The sequence below is a fragment of the Streptomyces sp. NPDC042346 genome (assembly GCF_055581845.1).
The window spans coordinates 203,704-217,449 of record NZ_JBVJEH010000004.1; the positions used below are offsets into that span (position 1 = coordinate 203,704).

The 13,746-nt window shown below is 68.2% G+C and carries 17 protein-coding genes; 4 read left to right on the forward strand and 13 right to left on the reverse strand.

The window, feature by feature from the left end:
- Window position 1: 1 nt before the first annotated feature.
- The 4 genes from ACZ6K0_RS18765 to ACZ6K0_RS18780 all read right to left on the reverse strand — a co-directional run bounded on the left by ACZ6K0_RS18765 (window position 2) and on the right by ACZ6K0_RS18780 (window position 3,686).
- Window positions 2–244, reverse strand: a complete 243-nt coding sequence (locus tag ACZ6K0_RS18765; RefSeq protein WP_469230900.1) for a hypothetical protein — start codon at window positions 242–244, stop codon at window positions 2–4.
- Entirely contained in the window at window positions 244–2,532 is a 2,289-nt protein-coding gene (locus tag ACZ6K0_RS18770; RefSeq protein ID WP_469230902.1) for a type IV secretory system conjugative DNA transfer family protein, read from the reverse strand. The genes ACZ6K0_RS18765 and ACZ6K0_RS18770 overlap by 1 nt, the downstream gene beginning before the upstream one ends.
- 385 nt (window positions 2,533–2,917) lie before the next feature.
- Window positions 2,918–3,133, reverse strand: coding sequence for a hypothetical protein (locus tag ACZ6K0_RS18775; protein ID WP_469230904.1), 216 nt, complete (start codon window positions 3,131–3,133; stop codon window positions 2,918–2,920).
- A 217-nt stretch (window positions 3,134–3,350) separates the two neighbouring features.
- Window positions 3,351–3,686, reverse strand: a complete 336-nt coding sequence (locus tag ACZ6K0_RS18780) for a hypothetical protein (RefSeq protein ID WP_469230905.1) — start codon at window positions 3,684–3,686, stop codon at window positions 3,351–3,353.
- A gap of 159 nt (window positions 3,687–3,845) precedes the next feature.
- Here ACZ6K0_RS18780 and ACZ6K0_RS18785 point away from each other — a divergent pair, with 159 nt between their 5' ends.
- Window positions 3,846–4,589 carry a TetR/AcrR family transcriptional regulator gene (locus tag ACZ6K0_RS18785; protein WP_469230907.1) on the forward strand — a complete coding sequence of 248 codons (744 nt, stop codon included), beginning with the start codon at window positions 3,846–3,848 and terminating at the stop codon, window positions 4,587–4,589.
- 120 nt (window positions 4,590–4,709) lie between these two features.
- Here ACZ6K0_RS18785 and ACZ6K0_RS18790 read toward each other — a convergent pair whose 3' ends face one another.
- Genes ACZ6K0_RS18790 through ACZ6K0_RS18805 form a run of 4 tightly spaced genes read right to left on the reverse strand, consistent with a single transcriptional unit; the run spans window position 4,710 to window position 6,455 of the window.
- A complete protein-coding gene (locus ACZ6K0_RS18790) occupies window positions 4,710–5,045 on the reverse strand; it encodes a hypothetical protein (RefSeq protein WP_469230909.1) in 336 nt (111 codons plus the stop codon).
- Between the two features lie 24 nt (window positions 5,046–5,069).
- On the reverse strand, window positions 5,070–5,651 hold the full coding sequence (locus ACZ6K0_RS18795) for an ATP-binding protein (protein WP_469230910.1): 582 nt from the start codon (window positions 5,649–5,651) through the stop codon (window positions 5,070–5,072).
- Entirely contained in the window at window positions 5,648–6,016 is a 369-nt protein-coding gene (locus tag ACZ6K0_RS18800; protein ID WP_469230911.1) for a hypothetical protein, read from the reverse strand. Before ACZ6K0_RS18800 ends, ACZ6K0_RS18795 begins: the two co-directional genes overlap by 4 nt.
- Window positions 6,006–6,455 carry an ATP-binding protein gene (locus ACZ6K0_RS18805; RefSeq protein ID WP_469230913.1) on the reverse strand — a complete coding sequence of 150 codons (450 nt, stop codon included), beginning with the start codon at window positions 6,453–6,455 and terminating at the stop codon, window positions 6,006–6,008. Before ACZ6K0_RS18805 ends, ACZ6K0_RS18800 begins: the two co-directional genes overlap by 11 nt.
- A gap of 209 nt (window positions 6,456–6,664) precedes the next feature.
- Here ACZ6K0_RS18805 and ACZ6K0_RS18810 point away from each other — a divergent pair, with 209 nt between their 5' ends.
- Both ACZ6K0_RS18810 and ACZ6K0_RS18815 read left to right on the forward strand, forming a co-directional pair.
- Window positions 6,665–7,525, forward strand: a complete 861-nt coding sequence (locus ACZ6K0_RS18810) for a DUF5753 domain-containing protein (RefSeq protein ID WP_319123685.1) — start codon at window positions 6,665–6,667, stop codon at window positions 7,523–7,525.
- 4 nt (window positions 7,526–7,529) lie between these two features.
- Window positions 7,530–7,751, forward strand: coding sequence for a DUF397 domain-containing protein (locus ACZ6K0_RS18815; protein ID WP_469230915.1), 222 nt, complete (start codon window positions 7,530–7,532; stop codon window positions 7,749–7,751).
- A gap of 276 nt (window positions 7,752–8,027) precedes the next feature.
- On the opposite strand, the gene ACZ6K0_RS18820 is transcribed toward ACZ6K0_RS18815, so the two are convergent.
- Genes ACZ6K0_RS18820 through ssd form a run of 5 tightly spaced genes read right to left on the reverse strand, consistent with a single transcriptional unit; the run spans window position 8,028 to window position 12,175 of the window.
- Complete coding sequence (locus ACZ6K0_RS18820; protein WP_469230917.1) at window positions 8,028–8,234, reverse strand: hypothetical protein; 207 nt, start codon at window positions 8,232–8,234, stop codon at window positions 8,028–8,030.
- 38 nt (window positions 8,235–8,272) lie between these two features.
- Window positions 8,273–9,058, reverse strand: coding sequence for a type II secretion system F family protein (locus ACZ6K0_RS18825; protein ID WP_469230919.1), 786 nt, complete (start codon window positions 9,056–9,058; stop codon window positions 8,273–8,275).
- The gene (locus ACZ6K0_RS18830; protein ID WP_469230921.1) at window positions 9,055–9,948 is read right to left on the reverse strand and encodes a type II secretion system F family protein; all 894 of its coding nucleotides are present in this window, start codon (window positions 9,946–9,948) and stop codon (window positions 9,055–9,057) included. Before ACZ6K0_RS18830 ends, ACZ6K0_RS18825 begins: the two co-directional genes overlap by 4 nt.
- Complete coding sequence (locus ACZ6K0_RS18835; RefSeq protein ID WP_376406997.1) at window positions 9,942–11,135, reverse strand: TadA family conjugal transfer-associated ATPase; 1,194 nt, start codon at window positions 11,133–11,135, stop codon at window positions 9,942–9,944. The genes ACZ6K0_RS18830 and ACZ6K0_RS18835 overlap by 7 nt, the downstream gene beginning before the upstream one ends.
- Entirely contained in the window at window positions 11,132–12,175 is a 1,044-nt protein-coding gene (gene ssd / locus ACZ6K0_RS18840) for a septum site-determining protein Ssd (RefSeq protein WP_376407222.1), read from the reverse strand. Before ssd ends, ACZ6K0_RS18835 begins: the two co-directional genes overlap by 4 nt.
- 567 nt (window positions 12,176–12,742) lie before the next feature.
- On the opposite strand from ssd, the gene ACZ6K0_RS18845 reads away from it, so the two are divergent.
- Window positions 12,743–13,606 carry an HAD family hydrolase gene (locus ACZ6K0_RS18845; protein WP_376406999.1) on the forward strand — a complete coding sequence of 288 codons (864 nt, stop codon included), beginning with the start codon at window positions 12,743–12,745 and terminating at the stop codon, window positions 13,604–13,606.
- Window positions 13,607–13,746 lie beyond the last annotated feature (140 nt).

Sequence of the window (13,746 nt, forward strand, 5' to 3'; positions counted from 1 at the left end):
CCTAGGTCGCCATGCTTTCGATGTGGGATTTCCAGTCTTCGACGTAGCGCGTCGCGATGTCGAGGTGATATCTGAGGGACGCTGCCGTATCCCTGGTCACTGCCTCTATCCCGGATTCCTGGATTTCAGCCAGTTCAACGATGCCCTGGACGGACGATTCAACCGCCCGCAAGGCATCGGTTAGATACTGGCAACTACGTTCGGCGTAGGCGACTTCGGACAGGACGCCTTGAATGCTCCGCATTATTGACCCTCCGCCCTCGGCCCGCCGAAGTGGGGTCGATTAGGTCGTTCCGGCTTGGGTTGCGTGGCGCGACGCGTTGAAATCTCCGCTTCCACCTCGGCCACCGGGCGGGCAAAGCGTTCTCGGGATAGGCGCTGCACTTCGTCTGCTACTCCGGTCGCATCTACCGGCGGCATAGTCTTTCCGGTGACGGGCGAACTCACGCCCTCAGTAGTAGCAAGGCGCATCAAGACTTCGTACTTGCCGAGGTTCATGAAATCCTCGTCGCTCACGCTGCGGCCAAACTGACGGGCAAAGTGTCGCGCCTCGTCGGCGGAGGTCTGAAATACCACCGTGGAACGCGCGTTGTTCTGGGTGGCGTCTTGCAGCTCGCGCGAGAGCTGACTTAGATGCTGGTGTGCCACCGTCATGGCGAGCCCCATACTGCGCGCTTGGGCGAACATGTCGGCCGGGGCAATCGGCAGGTTGATGAAGTCCTGGAACTCATCCAAGATCAGCGCAGTCGGGTTGGACGGGTTCGCCGCGCCGCCCTGTACGGCGCTCCAAATAGCGTTCAGGAGAAGGCTGCCGACCAGTCCAGCCGTGTCCTTTCCTTCGGTGGCACGGCCCAGATTGACGAGCAGGATTTTGTTGCCTCGGATGACCTCACGGAGATCAACGGTGCTGTTGCTCTGCCCGATGATGTTGCGGATGGAGCGGCGGTTGTTGAGCTGCCACGTCCGGTCAATGATGGGTTGGAAATACGAGTCCCGCTGCGTGCGCGGCATGTTGGTGATGTCCTGCCACCAACCGGCCAGCTCCTCGACGTGTGAAACACCGCGAATCAAGTTGTCGGAGAACTCCGCTTGATCGGCCCTCGGCACCGCCAGCGCGCCAATGTCCGCGAACGTCATGGGCGTTGTGGCATTGCGACTCATCAGAAGCGTCAGGATCAGGTGATAGAAGCCCTGACGCACACGCACCCCTCGGGCGTCCTGTGGGTACAGGTGGTCGAAGAGTCGTTGGATATCCGAGGCGACCACGTAGGGGCTGCCCTGCAAGATGTTGAAGCCCACCGGGTAATCCGTGTCGGTCACGTCGAGCAGCACGACATCTTGAATGCGGTGACTTGGCACGCGGTCGCGGAGCGCTTTGAACAGATCGCCCTTGGACTCGATGAGGATCAACCCGCGGCCGGCCTGCATCGCTTGAACACCAATGTTGTTCAGCAACGTCGTCTTGCCTGAGTCGGTCGGACCTACGATCTGCATGTGCTGCGTTGATTGGTGGACACCAAGCGCCAGCGGTCGATCCTTCTGTTCGGGGAAGGTCGAGAGGGCGAGCACGACGCCCGCACGCGGGATCGCTGCCGTTGCTGGAAGCTGTCGAGTCCGCGCCCGTGGCAGGCCGACAAAGTGGGCTCCACCTACCGGCCAGGCGACGAGGCTGGCAAGTTCTGAGGTGGACACCTGTGCCGGGTAGAGGGCCGGACTACTCGCCCGCTCCAGGCGCTTGATGATGGTGCCCTCCGGCACAAGCCGCTTCTTGAAGCCGTTGTACTGGCCGCCGACACTGCGAAGCGTGTCCCGGAGGGGAGCAAGCAGGCTCATCGCGTGCCGCTTGTTGCGTCCCCGAGCTGCCAGCCGAAGCACCCCGATGAAGTTGGGTTCACTCAGCTTGGTGCGGCGGTCGTTGATCTCGTCCTTGCCCGCGCTCCTGGTGCCGCCGAGAAGCTGACCCACCACGCTGTAGTGGACGCTGGTTGCCTCGCGGCCTTGCGCTGGTGGACGTTGCCGTACAGCCGGGGAGACGACCCACTGAAAGAGCAGCGACTCACCACGGCCCAGGCCCGTCATGTTGGTCAGCAGGCTTGAAGGCACCGTTCCTTCGACGTCGAGCGTGCGGCCGGGGTTGGAGTGACCAAGCTCAACAGCCGTCGTCCACTTGTGCGGCGGCACCTCTACATCTGGCGTCACGGTGATGCCGGGCACCAGTGTGCGCAACTGCGGCACGATGAAGCGCTCGTGTTCTTTGGGGACGAGCAGCCGGTGGATGATGCCGCGCTCATCCGCCCACACCTCGAACACGATGGACGGGGCACCAGCGAGCCGCCGCGGGCCTGTTTGGATGGTGCCGCTTATTCGCCTGATCCACTCGACCACTTGAGCGGCGGCGAGATCGGAAGGGAAGGTCAGCCGGTAGGGAACACGGCCGCTGTCGGATTCGCCCATAGCAATGAGTCCCAAGAAAATGGCGCTACCTGTGAGCGCCAAGATGACTAGGGTTAATGTGATTTCGGTGAAACTCATGCCATACCTAATTGTGGCATAAAAACATGAGTATATGATGTGTAGTTTTTACCACCGAGTCATTTTGTAGTAGACGAACCCCATCGCCACGACCACGGCCAGCGCTCCCACGATGTAGGGGATCAGGGGTTCAACCGCGAGCCACAGCACGTGAATCGTCAGAGCAGCTAGCAGCAGGGTGAGTAGAAAACTTCGCGCTTTCCTCATGCTTCGTCCTCGGGTAAGTACCGCCGACCAACGACCCGAGGCCGGCGGTGAGTAGATGCGGAAGAACCAACAGCTCGGCCCCCACTCCGTAGAACCGGGCAAGGGGTGGCGATGGCCCCGAACGGGGCTGCCTTCCCCTTGAAGCGGCGGTACTTGGAGCGGGGGCCGGGTGCGTTGATCAGTAGCGACGACGGAGGCGCCGATCGCGCCGCATGTCGTCCAGGACCTCGTCGAACAGATCGGCGTCGTAGGAGTAGCGCGTCATGGCCGCCTCGACCTGACGCTTGCGCCTTCGGCGTTGCTGCGCCGGGCCGAACTTCTTGCCCAGTAGTCCACCGATGAGAAGCGGCGTTCCGAGGAACACCACGATCCAAAAAAGTCCGAGCCATTCCATGACTTACTCTCCATCCCCTCGGGCCACCGACCGAAGGTGGCGGACGACAGCACGCTTGCGCTGCTGCATCACGAGGCGCTGTTCGTACTCGGTAAGCGGGCGGGTCTTTCGCTCCTGTCGGCGTCGCTCGAAGAACTCCACGACCTGCATGCACGCCCACGGCCCCGCAAGGATGGCGACGCCACACAGCACGCCGAGCCACTGTTGAGCGTCCATCTCAGATGCTCCGGCGTCGGCCGAAGTCGCGGATGTCCCTCGCGGTGGTGCGGGCGAACTCCATGACGATCTCGCTCAACAGGCCCGTTGCACCGGGGTTTGAAGCGGCCAGTTCATCGCCCAGCCGGTAGATGTCCACGACGTCCTGCAAGCCGTCTTCGGTGATCCGCTTCCGGATCATCGCCTTCACGTCCTCGTACTCGCCGCTGTTGACGAGTCGGTTCATGTCGGCGTCGGCCCGTCGCTGAACCGCTCGCACAGAGCGAGACGGCCGACGTTCCAACCGGCCACCCCCGCCGAGTTGTCCGCCTCCACCAAGCACCAAGTCCTTGCCCATTTGAAGCCCTCCATCTACCTGTCGAGAGTCGGCCGGTAGGTCGGGACGTTCTAAGGCCGCCGGCCGCGGCGCTTAGATCGATGACTTCAAAGTAGGGTGCGCCCCAACATAGGTCAAGCCCCAAGTTGGCCTACGGCTTACCTGGGCTACAGTGGCGGCATGGAGGAACCGCCCGGACCACGGCAGCGAGCTGCCGAGACGAAGCGCAGGCGCACGCGAGAAGCGATCGTCAACGGCACGCTTGATCTGTACGAGGGGCAGGAGCGGGACGATTACAGCCTCGACCAAATCGCCCAGGCCGCAGGGGTCAGCGCTGCCACGATCGCCAACCACTACGCCACCAAGTACGAGGTGCTGCGCGCCGCGTATGACCGGCTGCTTTCACCGGTCATCGACACGATCCTTGAAGCTGACCGGGGCGGTGTCTACGCGCCCAAGGACGGCGTGAACGAGCTGGTGCGCTACGTCTACCGGGTGGCCAAGCTGAGCCATGACAGCCTGGCACTGACGGTTGCCATGATGCGGGCGTACTACGACACCCCACCGGCGAACCGTGACGAATTGCAGCAGCGCGCCACCCTGCTGGACCGTAAATCGGTGCTCCTTGGCGGCAAGATCGCGCTCGGGATGGACCCGATCTTCAAGCACCCACCGTTTCGCGTAAGCAGGCTTGGCGGAGTCGTCACCACGCAACGAGGTCTGAACGACTGGCGCACGATCCACGCGGCAACCATCTTGCTCGATGGGCTCTACCGGACGGTGGGCGACGATGCTCCGGACAGCGTCACCGATGAAGTGGTGCGGCTACTGCTGAGCGCCACGGACGTAGATGCGTCGAGCCTCAAGGCACGCATCGAGCGGGTTAAGAAGCGCGAGCAAAGCAGCGCCGCGGGAGAGGTGTAGAACCGGACGACCAAACCCGCGCCGGCCACAGCCCCTGGATCGAGCGCACTCACCGCACAGCACGACGCCGCCCCAATCCAGCGGATCAGGGCGGCGTCTTCGTGTAGGTGTGTGCACGGTCTATAAGCAGGGCACGTCCTCGCTGGCTGCGCTCGTCTCATGCAGCACCGCCCCGGCTTCTCGCTCGATCGCCGCTTCAACCAACTCACCGAGAATTCGGTGCTCCGTGATCTGCTCCAGAGACGGCACGATCACGTGACGTACGCCGTCGTGGCGGAGCCGACGAACCAGTCGATCCGGCGAGATGCCAGGACCGTCCTCGTAGAGGATGCGCGCCAGCTCCAGCCCGTGAGCTTCGGCATACTTGCTCAGCCCCTCCTCTGCGAGTCGAAGTTCATCGTCGTTTGCGCCAGCGCGCAGGCGTAGATACCCATACGCGATGGGAGTGTCAGTCATGGTGAACCTGTCTTGTGGGTCGGATCAGACGAGTTGGCGGAGTCCATCAAGGACGCGTTGCATCAAGGCCGTGGTCGCCACCTTCTCCATGCGGCCACCCGGCGGTTTGGTCTCACCCGGTACTCGCACGGGCATGGCGGGGTGGGGCGGCGGTTTGGGCGGTTCGGAGAGTGACATTTCAGCCCAGACGACTTTCCCGCCCGCCTCCGGTCGGTAGACATCCCACCGTTCGGTCAGGGCCTCGATGAGCACCAGGCCGCGCCCGCCCTCGGTGTCGTCGTCCGGATTCTTCTTCACGGGAGCGACGGTGCTTCTGTCCCAGACCTCGACGTACAGCCGTGCGTCGATGATCCGAAGCTGTACCCCGATGACGTGCTCCGCTTTTATTGCCGTCCACTTCGGCTGCGGGTCGGTGATCCCGGTCATCTTCACGGCGTTGGTGACAAGCTCGCTCACCACCAACTCGGCCACGTCGATGTAGTCCGGCACCTTCCAGCGCTGCAACGTCTGCTGAACGAACATGCGCGAGCAACTGACCGCAGACGGCACAGCAGCCAATCGCAGACTCGTTGCGTACATCAGATGCGGTTTGGTCGCGTCGTTCATTCGCTCACGCTCCGGGGTGACAGTACGGAGGCATCCGTGCGAGCGACCCAGACGCAGCCGTCTATCGTCTCCTCGATGACCATCTGCATCACGCGGGACAGCACCGGCAACGAGTGCAGGTGTCGGAAGTCCGGCACGACCACGTTGCGTACGTCGTGACGGTTGCAGCTCATGACCAACGCATCCCATGCCACCGTGTCCAACCAACGGTGTTCTACGAAGACTTCGACCAGCGCGAACCCCTCGCGATCAGCGAAGTCGGTCAGCTCTTGGCGCAGGCGCGCGACAGCGTGGACGGGGAGTTCAGGAAGGGCGCGCACGTACCCGTAGATCAGGGGGCGTACGTTCGCCGGTTCAAGCGGCATGCTCCACCTCCGGGGTGTCGCTGGCCGCCTGCTTGTTCAGCAGAATCTCGAACCACACGCTTTTACCGATGACCCTGGGCACCATGCCCCAGCGGTGCGCAAGCGAGGAAACGACGATCAACCCGCGTCCGTGGTCGCGGACTTCGCCGGTCACGGAAACCGCCCGCATCAAGCGCGGCTGGCCGGGCGCAGCGTCGCGCACTTCTACCCGCAAGCGGTCGTCAAGGAGGCGGTAGTGCACATGCACCTGACTGCCTCGGCCGGTGGTGCCGTGGATCACGGCGTTCGTGACCACCTCTGAAACCAGCAGTTCCAAGTCATCCGCGATGTGCGGGTGCTGCCACTTGTCGGCTAACGCCCTGGCGTCCACTCGGGCGGCCCTGACCGTAGGTCGCTGTCGCCGGTACCGCCGCACCTGCTCCGTCCTCTGAACAGCCATATTTGCTCCCTTGAGTCGGATTTGGGAGAGCTTGCGACGATCCGAAGTGCGGAACGCCAACTTCAAGCATCGCCACCGTAGGTACTGTGCATCGTGGAGTCCCCAAAGTGTCAAGTACCCACTTTGGGGAGCCGTGACAGACTGTTGCCGCCACCGTGCGCGAGCGGCACACTTGACCTGCACGAAGAAGCAGAGGAGGGGGCGCAAACGTGCCCATCAACAGCAACCCGACGATCCGTCAACGACGGTTGGCGCGGCGTCTTCGTGAGCTGCGCAGCGCTGCCGAGATGACTCATGCCGACATCGCGAAAGTGCTTGGTTCGGCTGAGTCCAAGGTGGGGCGGATCGAGAACGCCCAGTCCGGCATCCGCCTGCCCGACCTGCGCGCCTGGATGGATGCCACCAACGTCACCGACCCCGCCGAACGTGCCGAGATCGAAGAACTTTCACGCGAGGCCAAGAAAAAGGGTTGGTGGTCGCGCTACACCAACGCCGTTGATTCTGCGTATGCCGCGTACGTTGCTGTCGAGTGGGATGCAGCCGAGCTGTATAACGTCGAAACCAACCTGATTCCTGGGCTACTTCAGACGCCGGATTACACCAAAGCGCTCATCGAGTTGCAGGCACCGGACGCCACCAAAGAGCACGTTGAGACACAGATCAACGTGCGCAGCGAGCGTCGTAAAGTCCTCACGCGCGACAACCCATTGCAGCTCTGGGTGATCATCGCGGAGAGCGTCTTGCACCACCGCGTCGGCTCGCACGAGGTGATGAAAGCGCAGCTCGAAGCCTTGGTGGAGGACAGCAGGCGGTCGAACGTGCAACTTCAAGTGCTGCCGCAGGACGACCCTATGAACGCCTGCCTCTTCGGACCGTTCGTCATCATGAGCTTCCCGGCATCGAGCGAGACGGACATCATTTATGCCGAATCGCCGACCAGTACCCTGTACTACGAGGAGCCGGATGACGTTGACACCTACACCACACTGTTTCGGCGCTTGAACATGGCCGCAGCCAACGTCAGCAATTCACGGGCGCTCATTTTGGACGCCATAAAGGAAATGGAATAAGACGGTGAAGCCTTACATCGAGCGCGCTTCGGCTGCCGGGCTGGAGTGGGTGAAGTCTTCCTACTCCGGCAACAACGGCAACTGCATCGAGGTTGCCACCCTTCCTAACGGCGGTCGGGCGCTGCGTGACAGCAAAAACCCAGACGGCCCCGCGCTGGCGTTCACCGCCGCAGAGTTCAATGCCTTCGTGCAGGGCGCTGTGGACGGCGAGTTCCGCCAGGCGTAGGCGTCGCTAGATGCCCGCAAGTAAGAGCGCCCGACCAGCTCGCTTGGTCGGGCGCTTCTTCGTGTCGATCTTGCGGCACAGGTCGCCGTCGTCAACGCCTGTGAGCAGTCTCGGGGCGATACCCCCAGGGAGGGAAAAACCGCAGGCCAGGGGCGCAGATACGCCCCACAGGCAAGATCGTTTCGGCCGCCTCGGCGGACGCCTGGAGCCTGCCCACCGAGCCCTCGTGCGGGTAGACTGACCCCTGTCCGTGAGGGTGCATGGCAACACTTTTGACTACTCGGACGTCGTCATCCCGGTGTCGGACCGCGCGCCCCGCCGCCGAACCCGCCACCACCCACTCACCGCGCCCCTCACCCCGCCCATCGCCGCACACTTCCCCGCGCCCATCGCCGCGCCCTTTCCCGTGCCCATCGCCGCGCCCTTTCCCGTGCCCATCGCCGCGCCCTTCGCCGAACGGGTCGCCGCCGTCTTGTCCGTCATGCCGATCTCCTTCTCCTCGTCTCGCCCTGTCGTCGCGTTCATCGACCCATCAGTCCCGCCGCGAGCCCGATCACCACGGGCGCCACCCCCACCGCCAGGAACGCCGGCAGGAAGCAGAGCCCCACGGGTGCGCTGATCAGCACCTGTGCCCGGCGCGCCCGGGCCGCGGCCGTCCGGGCGCGGCCCGCCCGCAGGCCGGCCGCGTGCCGGGCGACGGCCTCCGCTGCGGGCGCGCCCGAGGAACCGGCCCGTTCCATGCAGCGGGCCAGCCCTTCGGCGCCCGGTATCGCCCCGAACCTCCGCCACACCTCGGCCGGTTCACCCCCGAGCCGAAGTTCGGCCGCAGTGCGGGTCAGGCGCTCGCCCAGCGGGCCGCCGAGCGACCTGCCCACCGCCTCCGCCGCCTCTCCCGGACCCGCCCCGGCGGAGGCGCAAGCGGCCAACAGATCGGCCGCGAGCGGAAGGTGACGAGCCGCCGCCTCGCCGCCGGACGAGGCGCCCGACCGCTTCCGGACGGCCCGTCTCCAACGCGCCCCGCAGACCGCCAAAACCCCCGCGCCCAGGCCGCCGAGCCCGCCGAGCAGCGCCCAGCCGACGAGCGCCGCCGCGAGCGGCACCGCCCAGCGCTTCCCCCGGGTCGGCCACCCGCCGCCGGCCTTCCTGGCCACCCGCTTCCCCGGCCGTGGAGCGGGCGTCGCCAGCAGGTTCTCCACCCGTCGCCGCACCCCGCGCGCCCGCCGCTCACGCACCACCTCCCGGACGGCCTGCGCGCACAGCACCATCACCAGGATCAGGAGCGCCGCGATCCGAAGGGCCTCCGTCATGCCCGCTCCCCTCCCCGGACGATCCGCGCGGCCCACCACAGCCCGGCCGCCTCCAGCGCACCGCCCACGACCAGGCACCCCAGGCCCGCCGGCGTGTGCAGGAGCACCCGCAGCGGATCGGCGCCCAGGGCCGAGCCGAGGGCGAGCCCGACCGCCGGCAGCACCGCGAGGACCGTGACCGTCGCCCAGGCCCCGGCCAGTTCGGCCCGCAGCCGCTCCCGCTGCTCGTGGTGGTCCCGCAGGGCCGCCTCCAGCCGGTCGAGCCCGGCGGCCAGACCCGCACCACCGTCCACGGCCACCTGCCAGCAGGCCGCGAGGCCGGCGAGCCCGTCGGCGCCGTCCCGCCCGGCCGCCCGCCGCAATGCCTCGGGCACGTCCCCGCCGAACCGGGCCGCCGCGAGCACCACCGCCTCCTCGTCGCCCAGGGCGCCCGTCTGCCGGGCCGCGAAGGACAGGGCCTGCGCGGGCTGCCACCCGGCCCTCAGCTCACCGGAGACGGCCCCGCACAGGGCCACGACCCGCTCTGCGCGCGCCTCCCGCTCCTTCCGCCGCTCGGCCGCCCGCAGCCGCCGCGCCACCAGCGGCACCGCGACCACCCCGGCGAGCAGCGGCAGCGGCGACCCGCCCAGCAGCGCGACCGCCCCCGCCACCGGCAGGCACAGCCATGCGCGCCGGCCCCGGACCAAGGCCCGCCACCGCGCGGCCGCCGCCCACCCCACGCGGCGCCCGTCCCGCTCTCCCGGCTCGTCCAGGACGGCGCCCGCGAGCACCGCCCGGGCGCGGACGGTCCCGCGCCGCCACTCGACGAGCCACCACAGGGCGAGCCCCGCGCAGAAGACCGCCGCCCCCTCCGCCACGGCCCGTACCGACACCAGCTCCACGATCACCACGTCCCGCCTCCGATCAGCGACCGCAGCCGCTCCCAGCCCCGCTCCCGCTCGAATCCGGCCGCACCCCACCGCAGCGCGGGAACCGTCCGTACGAGCCCGTCCCGGTCCCGCTCCAGGACATGGATCTCGGCGATCCGCCGCCGCCCGTCCCGGTCCCGTACGAGGTGGAGCACCACGGACAGGCCGGCGCCCAACTGGCTGTGCAGGGCCGCCCTGTCGAGCCCGGCCGCCGTCCCGAGCGCCTCAAGACGGGCCGGTACGTCCGCCGCGGTGTTGGCGTGGAGAGTCCCGCAGCCGCCTTCGTGGCCTGTGTTGAGGGCGGCGAGCAGGTCGACGGCCTCACCGCCCCTGACCTCGCCGACCACCAGTCGGTCGGGCCGCATCCGCAGCGCCTGGCGGACCAGGTCCCGCAGGGTCACGAGACCGGCGCCCTCCTGGTTCGGGGGCCGCGCCTCCAGCCGCACCACGTGCGGGTGGTCCGGTCGCAGCTCCGCCGAGTCCTCGGCGAGCACGATCCGCTCGCGCTCCCCCACGAGACCCAGCAAGGAGGCGAGCAGGGTGGTCTTCCCCGTCCCCGTGCCGCCGCTGACCAGGTACGACACTCGGGCGTCGATCAGCGCCCGCAGGACCCGGTCGCCGCCCGGCGGCACGGTGCCCGCCTCGGCCAGCTCCTCCAGGGAGTAGGCGCGTGGCCGCACGACCCGCAGCGACAGGCAGGTCGAGCCGACCGCCACCGGAGGCAGCACCGCGTGCATCCGGGTGCCGTCGGGCAGCCGCGCGTCCACCCAGGGCCGGGCGTCGTCGAGCCTGCGTCCCGCCACCGCCGCGAGCCGCTGCGCGAGCCTGCGGACGGCGGTCGCGTCGGGGAAGGACACCGGGGCCCGTTCGAGCCCGGTGCCCCGGTCCACCCACACCCGGTCGGGCGCCGAGACCAGGACGTCGGTGACCGCCGGATCGGCGAGCAGCGGCTCCAGCGGCCCGGTCCCGATCAGTTCGGACCTGAGCCGATCGGCCGCGCCGAGCACCTCCGCGTCGCCGAGGAGCCGCCCCTGGGCCCGCAGCGCCGCCGCCACCCGCGCCGGCGTGGGTTCGGCGCCGCTCGCGGCGAGCCGCTGCCGCACGGCGTCGAGCAGCCCCGCCCCGCCGGCCCCGAACCCGCCGCCACCCGCGGCGTCGGGCCCGGTCATGCCGCACCGCCGGGGGCGAGGGCGCGCTCCCAGAAGGCCGCGCAGAACCGGCCGAGCGCCCCGCGGGGCTCCGCGCCCGGCGGTACGCCCGCGTCCTGGTCGGCGACGATCCCCGGGTCGTAGGGGAGTTCACCGGCGAGCGGCAGCCGCAGCGCGTCGGCGACCCAGCGCTCGTCGAGCCCCGCCGCGTACGGCCCGCGGACCACGGCCCGGAGGTCGCGCACGGCCATGCCGAGGATCGAGGCGACCCGGTGGGCCGCCGCGACGGCCCTCAGCTCCCCCGGGACGACGAGCAGCCCGAGGTCGAGTTGGGCCAGGGCCTCGGTGGCCGCCTCGTCGGTCCCGCGCGGCAGGTCGACCACGACGACCCCGCCGCGGCGGCGTGCGGCGGCGAGCACGGACCGCACGGCCTCGGGCGGCACCGGCGCCGCGGGCTCCCTGCCCCAGCTGAGCACCCGCACACCGCGCACGGCGGGCAGGGACTCCTCCAGGGCGCCGCCGGCGAGCCGTCCCTTCGAGGCGGCGAAGTCGGGCCAGCGTCTGCCGTCCTCCCGCTCGCCGCCGAGCAACACGTCGAGTCCCCCGCCCAGCGGGTCGCCGTCGACGAGCAGGGTGCGCCGCCCGGTCCGCGCGGCGGCCAGCGCGAGGCCGCAGGCCAGGGTGGAGGCACCGGCGCCGCCCCGGCCGCCGACGATCCCGACGGTCAGCGCCTGCCGCCCCACGCCCTCCGCCGCGTCGGCGATGCGGTCGACGAGGACGCTCTCGGCCTCCGGCAGCCGCAGCACGCACTCCGCGCCGACCTCGACGGCCAGTCGCCAGACCCCCGGATCGTCCTGCTCGCGGCCGACGAGGACGACTCCCGGACGACGCGCCGCCGCCCGGCAGCGGGCCGCCGCGTCGTCGCCGACCAGGACGAGCGGCGGGTCGGTCCAGCTCGCCCGCCGCTCCGGTACCCGGTGGTGCACCTGGGGCTCGACTCCGGCCGCCGCGCACAGCCGGAGGAGGTCGTCGAGGAGCGCGAGGTCCTCGGTGACGATCAGCGGACCGGCACGGCGCGCCTCGTCCGTCCCGCCCGGCGCCGCCGTGCTCCCCGAAGTCCTCCCCGCAGCCCTCGCCGCGCCCCCGGCTCCGGCCCCGGAAGTAGTTGTTCCCTTCACGGCACACACCCCTCTCGTGATTCCTGTCGTCCGCGAACTTCGCGACAGGAATCACCGTGGGGCCATGCGGGAAATCTTGGAGATCTCACCGAAAAACTGTGGATAACCAAGGCCCTGTGAATATCCGGGCCACCCCTCCGGGGACTCCCCGGAACGCATCCTGCCGGTTACTCTGAGTGATGAATCGAGTGCTCGACGGCAGACCGGCCGGATCGCGGCCGAGGCGCAAGGAGAGAGGAGTCGACGATGACGCGGAGGGCCAAAACGGCTCCGGACATGCGACGACCCCCGCCGGGGGGGAGAGCGGGGGTCGTCTTTCCGGCCGACTCGGGGGGGGAGGAGCCGGACCGGGTTAGCACGGTCGCGAACGATCCGTGACTTCCATGGTGTACCCGAGAGCCTTCTCAGGCAAACCCACGCGCCCCAGCGTACGCCGAATGGCGGGCACCTATGCTCTGGCTTGTGGAAAACCACTCCTTGCCGCGCACAGCCGCCTTCTTTGACCTGGACAAGACGGTCATTGCGAAGTCCTCGACGCTGACCTTCAGCAAGTCCTTCTACCGGGGCGGACTGATCAGCCGCCGCGCCGCCCTGCGGACGGCCTACATCCAGTTCGTGTTCCTGGTGGGCGGAGCCGATCACGACCAGATGGAGCGGATGCGCGAATATCTTTCCGCGCTCTGCAAAGGCTGGAACGTCGCCCAGGTCAAGGAGCTCGTCGCCGAGACCCTCCACGACCTGATCGACCCGATCATCTACGACGAGGCCGCCTCCCTCATCGAAGAGCACCACGCCGCCGGCCGCGACGTCGTGATCGTCTCCACGTCCGGCGCCGAGGTCGTCGAGCCGATCGGCGAGATGCTCGGAGCCGACCGCGTCGTCGCCACCCGGATGGTGGTCGGCGAGGACGGCTGCTTCACCGGCGAGGTGGAGTACTACGCCTACGGGCCGACGAAGGCCGAGGCCGTCCGCGAGCTCGCGGAGTCGGAGGGGTACGACCTCTCCCGCTGCTACGCCTACAGCGATTCGGCGACCGACATCCCGATGCTGGAGGCCGTCGGCCACCCGTTCGCCGTCAATCCCGACCGGACGCTGCGCCGCGAGGCCACGGCGCGCGAATGGCCGGTCCTCTCCTTCGACAAGCCGGTGCGCCTCAAGCAGCGACTGCCGGAATTCCGGATGCCGCCCCGGCCCGCACTCGTCGCGGCGGCGGCCGTGGGCGCGGCGGCGGCGGCCGGACTCGTCTGGTACGCCTCCCGGCGCCGCCAGGCCGCGCTCGCCCATCGCCTCGCCGGCGACTTTGCCCGGATTTGAGCAATACGGAAAGAAGCGGAGCCAGCACTTTCGCTTCCCCGCCGACAGGAGTAGAAAGGAATCAGGCCCGCGAGACCGAGGACATCCGAGAGGATCACCTGTTGAGCATGAAGGCCCCACGGACCTAGCACAGAAGCCGA

Excerpts from the sequence above, each read along its gene's own strand:
- ACZ6K0_RS18765 (WP_469230900.1), bottom strand. The coding sequence starts at position 244 with ATGCGGAGCATTCAAGGCGTCCTGTCCGAAGTCGCCTACGCCGAACGT.
- ACZ6K0_RS18770 (WP_469230902.1), bottom strand. The coding sequence starts at position 2,532 with ATGAGTTTCACCGAAATCACATTAACCCTAGTCATCTTGGCGCTCACA.
- ACZ6K0_RS18775 (WP_469230904.1), bottom strand. The coding sequence starts at position 3,133 with ATGGAATGGCTCGGACTTTTTTGGATCGTGGTGTTCCTCGGAACGCCG.
- ACZ6K0_RS18780 (WP_469230905.1), bottom strand. The coding sequence starts at position 3,686 with ATGGGCAAGGACTTGGTGCTTGGTGGAGGCGGACAACTCGGCGGGGGT.
- ACZ6K0_RS18785 (WP_469230907.1), top strand. The coding sequence starts at position 3,846 with ATGGAGGAACCGCCCGGACCACGGCAGCGAGCTGCCGAGACGAAGCGC.
- ACZ6K0_RS18790 (WP_469230909.1), bottom strand. The coding sequence starts at position 5,045 with ATGACTGACACTCCCATCGCGTATGGGTATCTACGCCTGCGCGCTGGC.
- ACZ6K0_RS18795 (WP_469230910.1), bottom strand. The coding sequence starts at position 5,651 with ATGAACGACGCGACCAAACCGCATCTGATGTACGCAACGAGTCTGCGA.
- ACZ6K0_RS18800 (WP_469230911.1), bottom strand. The coding sequence starts at position 6,016 with ATGCCGCTTGAACCGGCGAACGTACGCCCCCTGATCTACGGGTACGTG.
- ACZ6K0_RS18805 (WP_469230913.1), bottom strand. The coding sequence starts at position 6,455 with ATGGCTGTTCAGAGGACGGAGCAGGTGCGGCGGTACCGGCGACAGCGA.
- ACZ6K0_RS18820 (WP_469230917.1), bottom strand. The coding sequence starts at position 8,234 with ATGACGGACAAGACGGCGGCGACCCGTTCGGCGAAGGGCGCGGCGATG.
- ACZ6K0_RS18825 (WP_469230919.1), bottom strand. The coding sequence starts at position 9,058 with ATGACGGAGGCCCTTCGGATCGCGGCGCTCCTGATCCTGGTGATGGTG.
- ACZ6K0_RS18835 (WP_376406997.1), bottom strand. The coding sequence starts at position 11,135 with ATGACCGGGCCCGACGCCGCGGGTGGCGGCGGGTTCGGGGCCGGCGGG.
- ACZ6K0_RS18845 (WP_376406999.1), top strand. The coding sequence starts at position 12,743 with ATGCTCTGGCTTGTGGAAAACCACTCCTTGCCGCGCACAGCCGCCTTC.